Source organism: Vibrio sp. Y42_MX_L11, assembly GCF_024181785.1.
In the GTDB taxonomy this organism is placed as follows: domain Bacteria; phylum Pseudomonadota; class Gammaproteobacteria; order Enterobacterales; family Vibrionaceae; genus Vibrio; species Vibrio diabolicus.
In genome coordinates this window covers 133,406-151,004 of sequence record NZ_JAMZAP010000003.1, presented here as the reverse complement: position 1 = coordinate 151,004, position 17,599 = coordinate 133,406, and the positions used below count along the sequence as shown (strand labels likewise).

Sequence of the window (17,599 nt, the reverse complement as noted above, 5' to 3'; positions counted from 1 at the left end):
ACGGCTGTTAGCTTCCGTATACCACTTTAGGTAGAGTGGTGATCACAGGAACGCCAAGATGCTTTTCTAATGCTCTTTTAGAGCGGATAGAGTTATCTGCTAACTCAAGTATCGTCGCTAATCCAATGCCCAAACCCGCGCCACCGATAAACCCTAAAATAACAAACACAAAACTAGGTAAGTTAGACGGAATGGTTGGTGTGAAAGGTTCATCAATGATTTTCACGCGTTTATTCTCTTCAAATACGCCAAGTGAACCAGTTAATTGAGCCATTTCATAACGCTCCACAAGGTCATCATACATTTCTCTTTTTACCGCGACATCACGAGCTAGGCGGTTGATTTCTGTTGCTGTGCTACCAAATCGATGCGCATTACTTTCTAACTCTTGAATCATTGTTCGTAAGCTATTGGTTTCTTCTGTGAGGGCTTCAAAGCGTCCGCGCATAATTTGCAGTTGGTGAAGCTGAGAGACCAGAAGAGGCTGAGCTTCTCCAAGACTGTTTACGGTGGTATTGCTTGCGATATCCCAAAGTTGGGCGCTGTTTAATTCCGGTTGTTTAGAGTTCAATAGTACTGAGCGCTCTTGCTCCAAGCGGTTTAACTCTCGTAGCTTGCCTTGAACCATGCTATGCGCCTCAGTGTACTTGGCGCGAAGCAAAGTGAGCTCACTACGAATGTCGATGATTTGTTCTTCAAGCTTACCGATAACCGGGTTGGTTTTAGAAAGTTGTTGGTCCAAACTACCTAGGCTTCGGGTAACACCAGCAAGCTCCGCTTCTTTTTCTGCCAAGGTTTGTTTAAGGCTTGCCAGACGAGTCAGGCTTTGTGCTTGCATTTCAGGCGTCGCGTGAGAGTAAGTATTCTTGTATTCCGCGAACGCTTGCTCTGCTTTATCCAGCTCTTCTCTGCGTTTATTAATATGGATGGTTAAAAAGTGACTTGAATCTTTAATTGAAGATCGTTCAGGAGCTAAAAGCTGTTCGACAAAATGTTCGCTGACGGAGAGTAACATCGACTCCATGCCATTCGGTTTACCACTTCGTAGTTGGATTTGAATGAAGTCCTTACCGAGCTGCTGAACAGACAAACGCGACGCGAGATCTTTAATGATGAATTCTTGCTCTTTGGCACTCATTTCGTCACTAATCAGCGCTTGTTCTTTGGCAACTGAGTACAAAACATGTCGGCTTTTTAGCAAGGTACTGAGTGCGCTCAATCGATCTTTCAGCATGGTTGAGACGGCAAGGTCTTGAAGGAATGGGTTCATTTTCGCTGTCTCTTGGATAAGCATACTCGTATGAGCGACATAAGTCGTCGGAACCAGTTTACTTACGATGAAACCCAGCACAGGCAATACAAGCATAGGAATAACGATCATGTAGCGACGTCTCCAAGCACCATGTAACAGTACACTGAGGTTTTCTCTTAAATCGTTCATAGCGCCCTCACTAATTTATCAACTTGGTTGGCTCTTGCTTCCCAGCTTTGCTGTTGAACAAATGACTTTGAATCTGTTGGTGGCGGTAGGAGGTGATCGAGACTGGCACGCACGTCTTCGACATCTTGAACCACATGAAGCATATGTTTGTAGGGCATTAATGCAGGAAACGGTGTGCTGATAACAGGGGTTCCTGTTGCCAAGTACTCAAGAAGTTTAAGCGGATTACATGCCTTGATTTGAGCGTTATCAACAAAGGGCAACCAACTGGCATCCCAGTGTTGGGAGTAACGTGGCAGAGTGTGATGCGCTCTAGGGCCCAGGTAGTATATGTTGCTTCTTTGTGGAAGTGGATTGTCACTGAACTCGTTGGGGCCGATGAACACGAGATCCCAGTCAGGCGCTTGGTCTGCGACTTGGGCAATTAAGTCGTAGTCTAACCATTCAGACAAACTGCCATAAAAGCCCAGCACTTTGCGACCATTATTATTAGGTAAATCTTCAGCCTTAGGTGCTGGCGCAGAAAACAAACTAAAGTCGACACCGTGAGGTAAAGTGACGGTTTTACCAGACGGAAATTGAGTGGCGAGTTTGTCACTTGCTGTAAAAATCACATCAGCCGCGTTAACCAGTGTACGTTCGTGCTTGGCAACCGTGTCGTGGTCAACACCAGCTAAAGCGCTAAAGTCATCGCCACAATAGTAAATCAGCCCACGTGAATTCATTTCCGCACAAACATCTGCGGCCGTCGGGAGCGATGTCCAAAATATAGGCTTATCAAAACCAAGAGCGTGTAACTGTTTATTGAGCTGGTATTTCATTATCTTAGCCGCTACTTTTCTTACCAGCGCAGAACTTGGAGCAGGAATAGTGAGTAGGTTAATGGTGTGAATATTTGGGTTTATTTCAGACTCTAACGTTGGTTTATGCGATCCAGCGTTATTAAACACACGAGCGAGCTTGTTTAACGCACGTTGCATGTCTTTAGCGGTCAGCCTAGGTTGACGCAGACCGATTGAGTTAACCCAAAGGATGCGGTGGCTAGTTGCTAGTCGTTTGACAATGTGTTGAGTGGAGGAGGGTAACCCGCCAAAATCTTCTCCAAATACTACGATGTCTGTCATGTGGCTCTCCTTGAGTCTTCGTTATTTGATTACTAATCAAGAGAGTAATCACAATACGTGCCAAGGATTTATTTGATATAAAACAGGTGATTAGACTTTCTATTGGTATTTGAAATTAGGGTTTCTCATTTTGACAATCACTTTGAACGATTCGGCTAACGACAACCGTTAATGCTGCCAGAATGTAAATTGGCCAAGTGAAACCTTGAGTGAGGAAAGTACCTGATACGATGGTCCCGATAAGCCCACTTAAGACTGCGTTTGCTCCAACAGAGAGGGTGTAATCCGATGTTGGCGTCAGTAGTGAAATAGAATGCAAAGAGGTTCGAATCAATGACACAATCAATGTAATGAACACGGCGAGTCCAACAAACCCCGTTTCTGCTAATACGCCAAACCAAGTACTGTGTACGGCGTGATTGATGCCATCCCAGTGAGGGCTATAGAAATAGTAATTGAAGTAGAAATTATCAAGCCCAACCCCAGTTAACGGATGGTGGAGAGCCATTTTAAATGCGGCTTCCCACGCGTAAAGTCGTCCCATCGCAGAGGCATCTATACCATCCTCGGCTGCGCCACCCGATTCTCGCCCTGAGATACCAGCAAATGCGTAGAGTACGATGGCTGCGACGGCGCCTAGTACTAAGACTAACGTTTTGCTTTTGATGTGCTTAAAGGCAAAGTACGCAAATACCGATAGAGAGCCTAACAAGCCCCCGCGGCTTTGTGTCTCAATAATCGCAAAAAACAACACCAAACAGGTAACAAGTGCGAAGAGTCGGAGATGCTTAGGTGAACGTTTCTCCATTAACTGACTAACGGTAAAGGCGAGGGGAAACATTAACACAAGCGCCAAGTCGTTCGGATCGCCGAGTACTGAACCTATGGAGCGTCCAATCGATACGCGTGTCCCTTCCACTAAATCAATGCCATTCGCTGCGTTTTGTAATGCGACTAAACCAATCAACAATCCGGCGAAAATTATTGCTTTCGACATTTGTGCTAACTGAGCCGGTTTGGTAATAAGCCAGGTGATCGCCAATGTCATAATGATGATTTTCCAATAGGTATTTTTGAAAACTGTAATGGCAATGTCACGACTGGAGGCAAAGACGATGCCGATGATCACCAACCCCCAAAATATGCACAGCCATTTTAATGAAGGGTGCCAAAAAGCAGTAAGCTGGCGACTTATTAAAAGGTGGAAAGCAAGTGCGGCCAGTGCCCCCAATGATAGTAGCAATGGGATCTTAAAGTTATAGATAACGGGAAACGCTTCATGAATACGAAAGAATGAAAAAATAACGAACAGCGTGACAAGCCAAAACGTTTGGTTGAGAACGAACAGTAAAGCCAGCGGGGCGAAACATAATGCGACAATCAAAATAGGGTGAGGCATAACAATCCAAAGCAGGCCGATACAGACGGTAATCGTCAGCGCTGCGATGGATTGTTTTCTTCTCACCTTGGTTTCAGTCATAACGAGTATCTCTTCACCTGTCCACGCCATTTCACTATGTATCGAGTGAGCGCATCTAGCGTCTCTTTACTCATATAGCGAGTGGCTATCCCTGCCAGCAAAGTGCATGTCAAAATGCAAATTGCGATGGCGATGCCTATTGATTGTGAAGAGTGAAGCAGGAACAGTGCCACACCGGAGATAATCTGCAATAAAACCATCAGACTTAGGTGAAAAGGCAACGGCATGCATTGTTGGCCTACCACATAAGTAAAGCCAAGCTTACACAGTTGAGCGTAATAAAGAGCAATGAAAACTCCATAGATACCCAGGGACGATAGGCCAAACAGCAAAGCAATTGCAACGCATGCTGAGACGACATTAATACCCAGTAACCAGCGAGTACGACGCTTGTACAAAATGGAAATATTAATGAGCTCGCTCCACTCTTTTAGCATAGCGATAGGCAGTAAGAACAAGCTGAACAGTACCGCCTCATGATAGGTTTCTGGTAACAGGTAAGTGATCATCACCATTGCTAATGTGCCGACTGCAACACTTAAACCTGTAATGTAAATCATGCCTAGATGAGTGATGCGCACAGCTTCTGTACTCTTACGACCTTCTAGGTAATTAAATCGACGTGGCATCCACCACATACCAAATGGCTGAACTAAAATACACATGCCAACCGCAAATTTTACGGCTATCGCGTAAATCCCTAAGGTCGCAAGTGAGGCGTTCGCGCCGATGAACCAGCGTTCAGCGCCATTGAGACAAAACGCAACCAATCCAGCCATCATCATTGGCAGACAGTAATTTAGGTATTGTTTCGCCACTGTCAGATTTGGCAGAGTCATGCTGTAGCGGTTAATGATGTGCAGCCAGACAAACTGAGTAATAGCAGCCAACAAGCCACCCCATAAAACAGAAATAACATGTGGGTGAACAGACAGCGCCGTGATGATGAAAATGACCTGAAAAACAGTGGTAGTCACCATGACGTTAAGTAGGGTTCTTGCTTTGTCGTCCTGTGTTCTCAACCAAGCTGTGCCGATTGCGATACTGCCTTCTAGAACGATAGCAAACATAACAATAGCAAACTCGACTCGCGTAAAAGGTGCAGGAATAGGCGCGAGCATAATGATAGCGAGTAGGCATAAAGCCACGATGCCAGCGATGAATAAAGCAAGTGAGTACAGCTGGTTTAGAAGGCTTGTGCGCGTATTTTGATCCTTTTCAACCCCGACGAATCGATACAGCGCTTCATGTAAAGCGAAACTGACGAATAAGGTTGTGACAACGCCAAAGGTGGTAAGCAGTTCAAGCTTGCCCATTTGTTCTGGTGAGAGAAAGTGGGGCAATACAGGCAGCATGATTAAGCTGATGCTTTTGTTTATCACTAACGCGATAGCGAACAGCGACATATTGGTCATTGCTTTAGACATGGTCATATCCTTTGATGTATCGCGGTGTTTTGAGTTTACAATCGCCATTCGGTGCGGATTCTGCTGCAAGGTGCTGAGCGATTGGCAGATAACAACGTTCGGCCGTATAAAGTTGAGAAACGTTGAGTGCTTCGATACCCATTGTCACTTTCATCCATGGAGACTCATTCAAAAGGCGAATTGCGTTATGTAACGACGCCACATTGTTTGGTGTGTACTTGATGCAATTGCGGCCATGCGTCAATACGCGATCCCAGTAGCTATCATCATGTGGGATGACGATGCACATGCCTGCTGCGAGAGCTTCTAAAATGGATAATCCAAAAGGTTCGTTAACACTGGTGGAAACAAACACACCACACTGAGAGCGTAGGTCATCGAGGTTATCTGGGCATTCATGCCATTCAACACCTTTTGTGGTGAAGTCTGGTGTTGAATATTCCACACCTGCCACATTTGGTTTGATGTAACACACGGTAGATTTGATCTCTTTTGTCTTATCAAGTGTTAAAGCATCAAGAAAAAGATCGATGTTCTTCCATTTTAGTAAGCTGGCCGCCCAGAAGACGCGGTTTGAAATCGGATTTGCTTGTTTTGGCCAACGGTCTCTCGATAGTCCGTTAACAAACGTAGACGCATTCAAACCACACCAATAGCGTTCAGTGGCTGGCTTCTCTGTTTTGAGGTAGACCTGTAAGGCCTCTAGCATCGATTCTCGGGTGTTTGCCAAGTAATAAATTGCGGATGCTTTTACCAAGCAGTAGCCGGAAGATCTTGAACGACCAACTGGACCATGAACCATTTGTACCACAGGCTTTTTGCTGATTAATCTTAGTAAGTACAAAGGCATATCGTTACTTGGGCAAGATAGACCTAAAAAGCTATCTATCTTTGGTAGTTTCATGCACGCAAAAATCAGTTGGATAAAGTAATACGCGTTCATTAACCAGTAAGTGAGGCCATGAGTGGAGCTCAGTGGTGATGGTTTGATTTTGATAATCTGCACACGAGGCGTATCGCTAAGTAGTGACTCCCAATGCTCTGGATTCGTGGTCAGCAGATAACCAATTACGTTCAGTTTATCGCACTGTTTGAGGAGCTCTGCATTCGCAATTTTAGAACCACCTTGCATTGGGATGGCGTCGAACATTAATACACGTTTCATGACTGGCCTCCTCAATTGATGCTCAACCAGCGTGAAAGAGGCTTCATGCAGTGAGTCATTGGCATTGGTGTAATACTGTTGTTCTCAAGCTCACCTTCATAAATACGTTCAATGGCGCTTATGGATGCTGCAGTCGTGAGGTTTTGGCTAGCATGAAGATAGGCGTTTTCAGCTAGCTTGTTTCTTAGAGCTACATCTTGCATGACTTGTTGGATAGCGTTTAATAAGCCTGCCATTCCGCGATTCTGGTACAGTAGCGCAGAGTGATTATGCTCGAACAACTCAGGGATGCCTCCTGTTTTAGGAGCCACGATAGGCAGCTGAGCTAAAGCCGCTTCCCCGAGCACGAGACCAAAGGCCTCTTCATAGGCGCCGCTAATAAAAGCGTCTGCATTCCCAGACATCCATGCACCAGCATTGCTTTTTTCCCCGACAAAGTGGACTCTGTCTTGGATACCGAGATCCGAAGCAAGTTGTTGCAATGTTTCTCTTTCCTCGCCATCGCCAACGATAACAAGATGAGGATTATCGTGATGGTAATTGTGCATGCGCATAGCGCGAATAAGGCGGTCGAATCCTTTTCTTTTAATCAACGAACCTACCGAGAGAAAGGTAAACGCTTGTGGAGGTATTCCGAGGTGAGCCTTGATATCAATGGGCGTATCAGAGTCTTGAAGCGATACACCGTTGTGCACAACATAAAGCTGGTCTTCTGGGTAACCATCCTGAATAATTTCACGACCGACATCTTTACTAACGCAAATCAATTTTGGGGAGAGGTGTAGCCCAAGAGAGAAGCGATCTCGCAATGTATAGTGACAATGAAGTTGGGTGACAAGTGGGATGTGATTCATGCGTGCAGCCAAACACATCCATTGACAAGGGCCACCGCTATTAACGTGTACCAAGTCGATATTGTGTTTTTCGATCAGTGCTGAGCCTTGTTTGATAAGGCTATTCCATCCGCTAATATCCCAGCGAGGCGCACTCCAGCCACCAACGAGATTGAAAACAGAATGTTCCGCTTCAATTCCGAGCGATTGACACTTATCGATTAGTGGCTGGCAGTTTGACCACACGAATGGCTCAAACTTATCACGCTCAATCCCTGAGATGAGATCCAGAAGTACCACTTCACTGCCGCGAATCCAGTTATCACCATAATGAACATATAGAATGCGTTTTGGAGTAGTCATAAGTCACCTCTGTCTCATCATTAACTTGTGTTAACTGCTGAGTTGCAACAGAGATGCCAAAATATGCCATTAGTTTATGTGTTTGAATATTATTAGATATTTGTGCTTGGACTTAAGTGGAGAAGCAATATTCTCATATTGAGAACCAATATGGCTTATTGCTCCGTTTCAATTTGATATTTTCGTAGCAATACAGGAATAACGCTTTGCGCCGAGAAATCATCAATAATGGTCTGCCGAGCGTTTTGACGAATGAGAGATTGCTGCGCTTCATCAAGAGACATCCAATGTTTAAGGCATTGAGCGAGAGATGGGATGTCATTGACAATAAAGCCATTTTCGCCAGTTTGGATAATATCGGGCAAGCGACCCACGCGTAGGCTCATCACGATTATTCCTCTAGCCATTGCTTCAAGCGCCGCCATAGGCAGGCCTTCATAGCGAGAAGAAATTACCAGCACGCCAATGTTTTTCCAAACGGTCTCCATTTCAGTTTGATGACCGAAAAATTTCACATTTGAAGGGGCAATTTGGGCGAGTGATTCTCTTTCTGGTCCATCACCGTAAACACTAAAATGCAGTGTTGGGCAGAGCTCAGCCACTTCGATAAATTGGTCGGCACCTTTTTCTTGGCTCAATCGGCCGACGAAAGCGATTTCTTGATAGTTGAGATTACGATCGGGAATCGAAACAAAGTTATTCAGCAGCTCCGAAGGGAAAATGATTTTACGCTGAATGCTTGGGCTGACGGAAAAGCAGTGGTTAGAGAGGTAGCCTGAACTTCTATCAAGCCAATCATAGAGCCACAGTTTGCCCGAGGATGATTCTCCTGCATGATAAGTTGAAATCAAGCGAGGAAATGTGCGCGTGAGTAGCTTGGCACAGCGCGCTAAGATTGACGCTTTGTAACCGTGGGAGTGAATGACCGATGGTTGGTGATTGGCGACCGCGCTTGTTAGGTGTTTGATCTTTAATGCCTTATGTGGCTCACCAGACAAATGGTTCAAGTAACTCACAGGGATGGTGGATTCTTCTGCTTTCTCTACAATCTGTGCTGGTGGCGAGTACTCAGTCGTTAAGACAACACGTGCTTTGTGCCCAAATGTCATTAATCCACGAGCAAGCTCTATGACGTGACTTTCGATACCGCCAAACAGGCGGCTATCAAGAAAAATCCAAATTTCACCAACGGCAGGTTTCTCAAGATTGTTCGAGATTAATTTCATCCGCTTCCCACGCTTGTTTTTTTCGGTAAACCGTAGATGGGCTTAGCTCCAGCATTACGGCGGCATTGAGGACGTTGCCATCACAGTATGCGATTGCGTTTTGAATCGCCTCACGTTCCACTTGCCACATAGGGCGAATGGTTCCATCAGAGTTAAAGTAAGGCGAGGCAGCCGCTGAGGATTGTATGCTAGGTTCCGTTGTCGGTATTGACGGTTCTCTAGCGGGGGCCGACTGTTCCTCAACATACACAGGTTGGGATGTTATTGTTGTAGGGTTTGCTGGCTCTTGAGTTACATGTGTGGGAGTGGATGTTCTCACCGTTTTAGACTTTCTAGTCAGTTGAGCGGGTAGGTGATTCACCGTGACTTTTTCGTCATTATTAAGCACTACAATGTTACGTATGATGTTTTGCAATTGCCTTACATTACCCGGCCATTCGTAGTGCTTGATGATATGTTGAGCTTCGCTGTCGATTGTTGAGAATTTCTTTTTGTCCTGTTTGGCATAAGTGGTCAAAAAGTGCTTGGCTAGCGTGACAATGTCACTTCCTCGCTCGCGTAGGGGGGGCATATCGATAGGTATTACGTGTACGCGGTAATACAAATCTTCACGAAAACGACCTTCTTCCACTTCTGTTAATGGATCTCGGTTGGTGGCACAAATGATTCGAACATCCACCTTCATCTCTCGAGTGCCACCAAGCGGTGTGTAGGTTCCTGTTTGAAGAAAACGGAGCAACTTCTTTTGCATCTCAAGTTCCATTTCACACAGTTCATCGAGAAAAAGCGTACCACCGTGAGCCAGCGTCGCAGCACCTTTTCGGTCTGTTGTGGCTCCGGTAAATGCGCCTTTAACGTGGCCAAAGATCTCACTTTCCATTAAATCTCGTGGGATAGCCCCGCAGTTAATAGCAATAAAAGGCTTGTCTTTACGATCGCTCTGACGGTGCACGGCTTCAGCACAGACTTCTTTACCTGTGCCGCTTTCACCCACAATAAAGACACTGGCAGATGTTGGAGCAACGGCATCAATGGTTTTATATACCGCCTGCATTGGGAGACTTGAACCGATAAATCCGTGATAGTTATGGCGATCAAACTTGGACTGAATGTTTTCTACTAAATCTTCCAGTTTGGCGCGTTTGAGGTGCAATGCAACAGAAGTTTTTAGGCGATCAGCGTTAATAGGTTTTTCTAAGAAATCTTCCGCGCCTTTTTGAATTAGGTTAACGGCTAAGTCTACGCTGCCATGCGCTGTAGCAATAATAACGGAGGTAGGAATGTCATTCTGGTTGATCCAATCCAACACGTCTTCACCAGACATATCGGGCAGTTTCAAATCGAGAATGATGAGCTGAGGTTTGCTTCTTTCAATAAATTGAATTGCTTCGCGACCTGTTTCGACATGAAAAATGTCATAAGGTTCGTCTTTGACATACTGCTTATAAAGTATGGCTAGTGAAGTAGAGTCTTCTACCAGTAACACCCTTGGTCTCATAGTCCTATCCCAACGTAGTTCGTTTCACTTTTATGATTTTTGTCAGCACTATTATTTGTATTTGGCGTGATGAGCGAGTTATATGACTTAGTGCTCTCTAGTACTGAATATTCTCAATTTGAGAAAAGCGTTATCTAAGTATTAGCACAAGGTGGGAAATTTGCGAAAAATCCATACTTTTTAATTGATTAAGTTAAATTGTAAATGTCTTAGATGATATCGGCATCGCACTTTAATAAGTGCGATGATTCATAAGATAATTTATTATTGAAACGGTTACTCGAACCCTTGATCTTTTCGCTTTTCTAGCGCGTCAAACGATTCAATTGCCAGCTGGGAAAGAGACTCACAGAGAGCCAATGCTTCTAGTGTTTTCCCTTCCACACAATATTTCTCAATCATTCTTGCTTGTCTGGAAAGCGTTCGGTTACCTAAAGCAAGGGCAGAGCTGCCGAGTGTATGAACTTCGAACTCTAATGTTTGGAGGTCTTTCGCGCTTAATGCTTGCTCTATTTTCTCCATGCGCTCTCGTGACTCTTCAATATAGTGTTCAATCAGCGTAGGGATGATTTCGGCGCACGTATCTTTGATCATTTGCTGGAGAATGTGTTCATCCACCAGTTCCTGTTCGATAGTCGGTGTGTTATTTGCAGTCATATTGGCGCTCCCTATAACATAAACAGTTCACTTTTCTTAATTTGTTGAGATATCTTTTCTTTCCACTTTTTGGGTAAAAAGCGTAGCTTGGAAACTTGTCGGATCAACTCATCTTTCAGGCTAGGTGTATGCTTCATATTCAGCACGGAACCAATCAAATTCGCATCGCTAGCATCAAGTAGTTTTTTGGCTTGTTCGAGTTGGGTTGCCGTCGTAGAGCCATAATGTGCGACTAATAAGGTGGCATCACATACGCCCGCAATCACTTGAGGGGCAATATTGCTTCGGTTGACACTCAGAAGTGGAGATGTGTCTATCACGACGCGCTCGTATTGCGTTAACCACTCTGCAATATTGTGCTTCAGCATTGTCGGGTCTCGGTACGCCAATTGAGTGCTGGCGAGAGATGGAGCAGGGAGACCGACTAAGGTTTGATGCGTATTTTCTCTTGTGATCAGGTGGCCAACTTTTTCGGCATCATCAAACTCGTGAATGGTGCGATAAGCGGGCTTGAACAGGTTAAGATCCACATACAAAGTATTGTGCCCAGCTAAAACCAGACGCTCTGCTAGAGATGAAGCCACGGAAGTGACGCCGTCTTCAGACTTACAACCCACAACACAAATCGTTTTGTGGCCTTTCTGTTCACTCTGAAGATAAATTTGCTCAATCTCAGCGTGAGTGGCAGGAATAGTCATTACAACGCTCCTATTAACACGATGGTTGTGGTGATTTGTAAAATATCTCTTAATCCGGCTCTCGCTTTTTCAGCAAAGCTTTCGTCTTTATGTGGAATGTAAATAGTGTCGCCTGCACGGATGACTGGTAAATCATAAATGTTGGCGGTTTTGCTAAAGTTCACCAAATCAAATGTTCGAGCTTGGCCCTGACAGCAAGACATGTTGACCACACTGATTTTTTCAAGATACGCATTGTTAGTCGGGCCTCCGGCTTCGGCCAGCAGGTCAAGTACCGTCATGTTGTCATTAAATACATAGCGCCCTGGGTCTCTTACTTCACCTAATACGCGCACTGTGGATTCTTTGGAGCGATCCAACCAGTTTTTGTTTTTTTCCGGAATGTAAATGGTATCGCCGGGACGAACGTGGGGCAGAATAGACTCATCGCCCGTTTCAAAGTACATCGACAAATTCAATTTACTCACTTTGGCATAGCCTAGGCCACGGTGCGTCACACGAATATTGTGAATATCGGCATCCATTGTTGGTCCATCGGCGGCAGATAAAATATCCAGAAAGTGCATCTCTTCGGTAAAGCGATAGCGGCCTGGTGCATTGATTTGACCGAAAACATATATCGAGGCATCAGAGCTCTGGCTTACCCATTGCGATTTGTTGTCTGATGGATCGTCAGGTAATGCATGGACTCTTACTACCGTGCCAGCAGAAACTCGGGGCAGATTCGATGTTGGTGAGCCATCTAAAATGTATTGATCTAAATCGAACTGTGTCATTTGACCATTATTGGCGACTTCAATTTTGGTGGTGTCAGCTCTACGTGTTGGGCCGCCAACATGCGCAAGCAGATCAATTAAATCCATTTCGTCTGACCATTCAATACGTCCCGGGCGGACGACTTCTCCCATCACAGCGACCGCTCGACTTGGCGCCACTTTTAGCCATGACTTCTCGTTGAAATCGGTTTTCTCAGGCACGAAAATCGCGTCTCCAGGCCCGACATTCGGTGGTCTAACCGAAGACAGCCCCTCGGTATGCGCGGTTAGGTCGAATTTGATGACCTTACCATCGGCTTTTATGACTCGAATTTGGCGAGATTCTGCATAGCGAGTAGGCCCGCCTGCATTGGCGAGAATATCCATGAAGCTAGCGTCTTGCTTTCCTTCATACGCGCCAGGGTGGGCAACTTCACCCATGACATAAACCACATTTGCACCCGCTTTGATTTCTTCTTCCTGTTTTGGAACAAAGATGGTGGCACCCGGTAGGATTTCTGGTAGTAAGCTTTGATCACCCGTATCTAGATACTTTTTCAGATTAAACATGGTTGGGTTGTTATTTGTGATCACGCGAATTTGCTCAACACTGGCATATCGTGTTACGCCGCCAGCTCTCATCACGACATCAACGAGCGTGGTGTTCGGTTTGTAAGAGAATGAGCCGGGAGCATTAACTTCACCAAAGACTTTGATGGCACGAGCGGAGTCTGCGCTATCGCCTGAGTTCGCGAGTTTTGCTGCATCAAATTCTTGCTCAATATTCCCAACGAGTGGAGATGCTGGAACAAACAGTATGTCCAGCGATTCCAATTTCGGGAGCTGGCTATTATCACCAGTATCAAGGAAACGTTTGTAGTCAAATTCGATGTTTTTGTCGCCGCGTTTAACGATCATTTTATCGAGCTGAGCACCAGCGCGAAGGCCGCCAGCTTCGTATACAAACATTTGAATGTTGGAACCTGAAGGTAAGGTATATTCCCCGGGTTTGACCACGTAGCCTTGGACTGACACTAATAACTGTTGTTGTTTGATAAAGACTCGAGCGTTGTTTACGTCACGATACACGGTTTTTAGCGTTTCGATAATCACGTCTTGGAGCTGTTGTTCATTATATCCAGCAACAAATACAGGGCCGACTTCCGGTAAGTTAATACGCCCACGGCGATCGACTTGAAACCCTTTATTTAAAGACGCTTCTCCAGGTAGGTTAATCTGAATTAAATCGCCAACCTTAACAGTATTGTTTCCATCTGCTGACGAAGTAGGTACCCAAGCAACCAAGCACAAAAGAACTAAGGTGATAAATGGTTTCATCGTGTTCATAGCGCACCTCCTACAGATAGGTTGCGATTTACTGAGGTATCGCTATCTGAATTAGGGCTAATAACCTCGATGCTTACGCGGCGATTGGTTAAACGCACGGCAGGTGTTTCACCCTCGTAAAGCGGCAGGCTGTCTCCCACAGATTTGGTGGTTACGCGCTCTGAAGTGATGCCAAATACAGTCAGGTAACGCTTAACTTGTTCTGCACGCGCTTGAGCGAGTTTCTGGTTGTAATCTGGTGAGCCAGTGACATCGGCATGCCCAGTCACCACAAGAGTTAGGTTAGGGTGGTCACGTAAAATGTAGGCAGCTTCTGCCAAATGTCCCATGTACTTTGGATTAATTTCTGCTGAATCGACAGCAAATTGATTATCAATATTGAGGAGTGCATAAATTTCAGCGACGACGTTCAAATCGCTACGCAATGCTTCAATATCATCGGGTGGCGTACAAGTGGTTTGGCTTAATACATAGTCGAGTTGCTGTTCAAGTTGGTTTAAACGTCGACGTTGAATCACCAGATCGTTAGCAGCATCGAGTAGAAGTCCGCCTTCTAGCTCACGTGCGATTCTGTTTTGCTTCTCAAGCGCTTGCACTACTGCTGCAGGAAAGCACCAGCGTGCGCCTTCTTGAATCAACGCGTCTAGGTGTAGCTTGGTGAGTTGCCAATCAAACCTCAACCCATGCTCTGGACCTAACGGTTCATCGGGCATGACTGGGGAAAACTGATAATTTTCAATTGAGATATCTTGATAGTTTTCCGCCAAGCCACCTTTTCCGTGGTCTGGGTAGTCAAACGACGAACAACCAAACATGCCGACAACAAGACCGCTTACTACATATCGTCGTATAAGATTTACCATGCCAACCTCCGTTTAAACCGGTATTTTTAGTGTCCTTTTGAGTTAACGGGAATAGCATGGTTAATACGAAGCAAGCTCATGATTTCTAAAGGTTGGCCTGATACGTTTTCAATACTCATGCTTCTTTCACGTTCAACTAGACGCTTATATAAGTAAACAATGGCACCAATCCCTGAAGAATCAAGAAATTGGACGTGCTGTAGGTTAATTTCGACTTCTTTGTGATGATTGTCGTGAATTACTTCATCAATGTGATGTTGTGCTTGTCGACAGCCACTTGCGTCTAAGTCACCAAAAAACTCAATGGCTAATTTGTCTTGATTAATTTCTAGTTTGCGTAATTCCATGACTCTATCTCCGTTTGTTTTCTCTACTTGGATATAGAGCAGGTAACGTGCCAGATTTAAATGCAAATAAAATCAAATGGTTATGATTTTTTGTTGATGTCATTCAAATTGAGAAGGAATAGGTTCTCAATTTGAGAATCAAAAACGCATAGACAAACGGCTTGTTCAGGAGAGAGATCGAATTAGTATCGAGTGCTAAAGCAAGAGTCTCATCGAGATTAGATTGCGACTTGATTTGAGACTCACCCATCTTATTGTGAACAATGTGTAAATATTAAATGCAAAATCTGTCTAAAGTTTATGATTGTCCTTGCAAATCATTACTTAAGTTGATTGTTCTGAGTCGAAGAATGACTAGTAACAAATAGGTCATCGAGAGGAGTTACGGTTCAATAAAGGCGCTTTTTTGTACAAGGTCTTCTTATGCCATTAAAAATGACATTAATCGCGCTGGCTGTTATGACAGCGTCTTCACAGCTTCAAGCTGATACTTCTCTCACGCCTCCAGTTTCTCTTGCTCAAAGCTATCAAGATGGTATCGATGTATCTGAATATTGGTATAGCGAAAAACTCGACGGTATTCGCGCCTATTGGACAGGACAACATCTCGTGACGAGAAATGGTAACCGAATCTACGCTCCAGATTGGTTTATAGATTCACTACCTGACTATCCGTTAGATGGTGAGCTATGGGCGGGACGAGGCAACTTTCATCTCGTACAACAAACGGTTTTGGATAAAACGCCTGTGGAGTCAGCTTGGCGAAACATTGATTTTATGATCTTTGATATGCCGTATTCTGCTGGTGATTACCGGAAGCGTTATTACAACATCAAAGACTTAGTGCTCGAAGTAGACCAAGCTCATATCAAATATGTCGAACACCGAGCGATCCAAAATGAAGCTCACCTGTTTGCGCAATTGGATAAGATTTCAATATCCGATGGTGAAGGGGTGATGCTACGTAAGGTATCAAGCCGTTATCAAGCTGGACGTGGTAGTGATTTACTTAAACTGAAACGATACGCGGATGATGAAGCGCTAGTCGTGGGCTATAAGCCAGGCACGGGGCGTTTATTGGGTATGATGGGGGCGATGTTAGTTCGCTTACCAGATGGTACAGAGTTTTACATTGGTAGTGGGTTTACCGATGAAGTGCGTCGTCAGCCTCCGAAAATAGGTTCAACCATCACGTTCAGGTACAACGGTTTTACTCATAACGGTAAGCCACGTTTTGCCCGATTCTTGCGTGAGAGGCTGAAGGAATAGAACGCTCTGCACTTACTAGTTACCAACGGTTACACCGCACCGCTTGAAGAGACCCTGCCAAAACTGAACGTGGTTTAGGGTTTCTTGTCTAAAGGTTTTGTGTGCCTCTTTTATACCATATTGATGACCATGAAGTTGCATACGCTTTTCTATCAAGGTGGCGCCATCATGAAGTTGCTGATAGGTACTGTCTAAATAGGCTAAGTAAGGTTGCACTTCTTCAACGTAAATAGATTGGAAGACATTTCTTAGGTAGCGGAACTGGGTGGTGTCTCGGTTTGGCCCGCACAATACATTATTCTGATGTTGTTCAAGTAACTGAGTCGTAGCTTTTAGCCAGTGAGAAGCGTTTATCATCGAATAGTAAAGCCGTCCGATTAAACGAGATTTCTCTAGCTCTTCTTGATACTGCACAATCTCAATATCGGGCAGACGTGAAATGGCGCGATGAGGCAAGCCGTACATTTCACTGAAAAGGCGATAGACGTCGTTAATACGTGCAACATCATTTGGTGTTTCTTGAGATAGCCAATCCGACGCCGTTAGCTGCTTTTGCATTGCATCACTCGCGAGTAGCAAGTTGTCAAGATGAGTACCTAAATGTTGCCACTTAGTCGAATAAAGCTCTGTTAATGTGGTACGTTCTTCATCGCTGAGCTGAAATTCGGATAGACATCGATTCATGACTCGTAACAGTGAAGTTTGGTAATCAAAATCATGAAATGCATCCTGCACCTTACCAAGTTGCGAGTTTTTCTCGGCAAGTAGATTGAATAATCCACACTGGCGTAATTGGTAGCTTTCTAGTAAACCAATCGATAGCCTGGGAAGTGGCTCGAATAAGTCGCGTTTTGCAGGTATGGTCACCGTAGGTTGCGATTCGATTGGAAGAGTAGGAGCGTCCAACACATTGGCGACACGTTGGTGATACTTGTCAAACATTGCTCTTTCTGGGTTGAACCAGCTATCGCAACCGTTAAGAAACAAGACTAAAAACAATAAAATAGACCGCACAAATATCCTTTTTATAACTTCGTATTCGTCACCAAAAGAGCAGGCTGAACTGACTCACAAGCTTGCTATAAGTATACTCAACAGCGTTATTA

At 44.7% G+C, this 17,599-nt stretch carries 15 protein-coding genes; 1 reads left to right on the top strand and 14 read right to left on the bottom strand.

Going from position 1 to position 17,599, the window contains the following annotated elements; genetic code table 11:
• Positions 1–7: 7 nt before the first annotated feature.
• From NL643_RS04415 to NL643_RS04355, 13 genes are all read right to left on the bottom strand, one after another.
• Positions 8–1,441, bottom strand: coding sequence for a chain-length determining protein (locus tag NL643_RS04415; protein WP_006742947.1), 1,434 nt, complete (start codon positions 1,439–1,441; stop codon positions 8–10).
• On the bottom strand, positions 1,438–2,565 hold the full coding sequence (locus tag NL643_RS04410; protein ID WP_253643963.1) for a glycosyltransferase: 1,128 nt from the start codon (positions 2,563–2,565) through the stop codon (positions 1,438–1,440). Before NL643_RS04410 ends, NL643_RS04415 begins: the two co-directional genes overlap by 4 nt.
• 115 nt (positions 2,566–2,680) lie before the next feature.
• Positions 2,681–4,045: an O-antigen ligase family protein gene (locus NL643_RS04405; protein ID WP_006742945.1), complete on the bottom strand. Its 1,365-nt coding sequence runs from the start codon at positions 4,043–4,045 to the stop codon at positions 2,681–2,683.
• On the bottom strand, positions 4,042–5,472 hold the full coding sequence (locus NL643_RS04400) for a lipopolysaccharide biosynthesis protein (RefSeq protein WP_253643962.1): 1,431 nt from the start codon (positions 5,470–5,472) through the stop codon (positions 4,042–4,044). Before NL643_RS04400 ends, NL643_RS04405 begins: the two co-directional genes overlap by 4 nt.
• Positions 5,465–6,637, bottom strand: a complete 1,173-nt coding sequence (locus NL643_RS04395; RefSeq protein ID WP_006742943.1) for a glycosyltransferase family 4 protein — start codon at positions 6,635–6,637, stop codon at positions 5,465–5,467. Before NL643_RS04395 ends, NL643_RS04400 begins: the two co-directional genes overlap by 8 nt.
• An 11-nt stretch (positions 6,638–6,648) precedes the next feature.
• The gene (locus NL643_RS04390) at positions 6,649–7,833 is read right to left on the bottom strand and encodes a glycosyltransferase (protein ID WP_253643961.1); all 1,185 of its coding nucleotides are present in this window, start codon (positions 7,831–7,833) and stop codon (positions 6,649–6,651) included.
• A 155-nt stretch (positions 7,834–7,988) separates the two neighbouring features.
• On the bottom strand, positions 7,989–9,059 hold the full coding sequence (locus NL643_RS04385; RefSeq protein WP_237311683.1) for a glycosyltransferase family 4 protein: 1,071 nt from the start codon (positions 9,057–9,059) through the stop codon (positions 7,989–7,991).
• The gene (locus NL643_RS04380) at positions 9,034–10,557 is read right to left on the bottom strand and encodes a sigma-54 dependent transcriptional regulator (protein WP_253643960.1); all 1,524 of its coding nucleotides are present in this window, start codon (positions 10,555–10,557) and stop codon (positions 9,034–9,036) included. The genes NL643_RS04385 and NL643_RS04380 overlap by 26 nt, the downstream gene beginning before the upstream one ends.
• Before the next feature lie 276 nt (positions 10,558–10,833).
• Positions 10,834–11,214, bottom strand: a complete 381-nt coding sequence (locus tag NL643_RS04375) for an Hpt domain-containing protein (RefSeq protein WP_012841848.1) — start codon at positions 11,212–11,214, stop codon at positions 10,834–10,836.
• 11 nt (positions 11,215–11,225) lie between these two features.
• Entirely contained in the window at positions 11,226–11,912 is a 687-nt protein-coding gene (locus NL643_RS04370) for an AAA family ATPase (RefSeq protein ID WP_225461665.1), read from the bottom strand.
• On the bottom strand, positions 11,912–14,014 hold the full coding sequence (locus tag NL643_RS04365) for an SLBB domain-containing protein (RefSeq protein ID WP_253643959.1): 2,103 nt from the start codon (positions 14,012–14,014) through the stop codon (positions 11,912–11,914). Before NL643_RS04365 ends, NL643_RS04370 begins: the two co-directional genes overlap by 1 nt.
• Positions 14,011–14,877 carry an OmpA family protein gene (locus tag NL643_RS04360; protein WP_046875254.1) on the bottom strand — a complete coding sequence of 289 codons (867 nt, stop codon included), beginning with the start codon at positions 14,875–14,877 and terminating at the stop codon, positions 14,011–14,013. The genes NL643_RS04365 and NL643_RS04360 overlap by 4 nt, the downstream gene beginning before the upstream one ends.
• Before the next feature lie 26 nt (positions 14,878–14,903).
• Entirely contained in the window at positions 14,904–15,224 is a 321-nt protein-coding gene (locus NL643_RS04355) for an STAS domain-containing protein (RefSeq protein ID WP_005394270.1), read from the bottom strand.
• A 423-nt stretch (positions 15,225–15,647) separates the two neighbouring features.
• On the opposite strand from NL643_RS04355, the gene NL643_RS04350 reads away from it, so the two are divergent.
• Entirely contained in the window at positions 15,648–16,493 is an 846-nt protein-coding gene (locus NL643_RS04350) for a DNA ligase (RefSeq protein ID WP_006742936.1), read from the top strand.
• A gap of 15 nt (positions 16,494–16,508) precedes the next feature.
• Here the strand turns inward: NL643_RS04350 and NL643_RS04345 are convergent, their stop codons facing one another.
• Positions 16,509–17,507 (bottom strand): DUF3080 domain-containing protein, encoded by a 999-nt coding sequence (locus NL643_RS04345; protein ID WP_253643958.1) that lies wholly within the window; start codon positions 17,505–17,507, stop codon positions 16,509–16,511.
• Between the last annotated feature and the right edge of the window lie 92 nt (positions 17,508–17,599).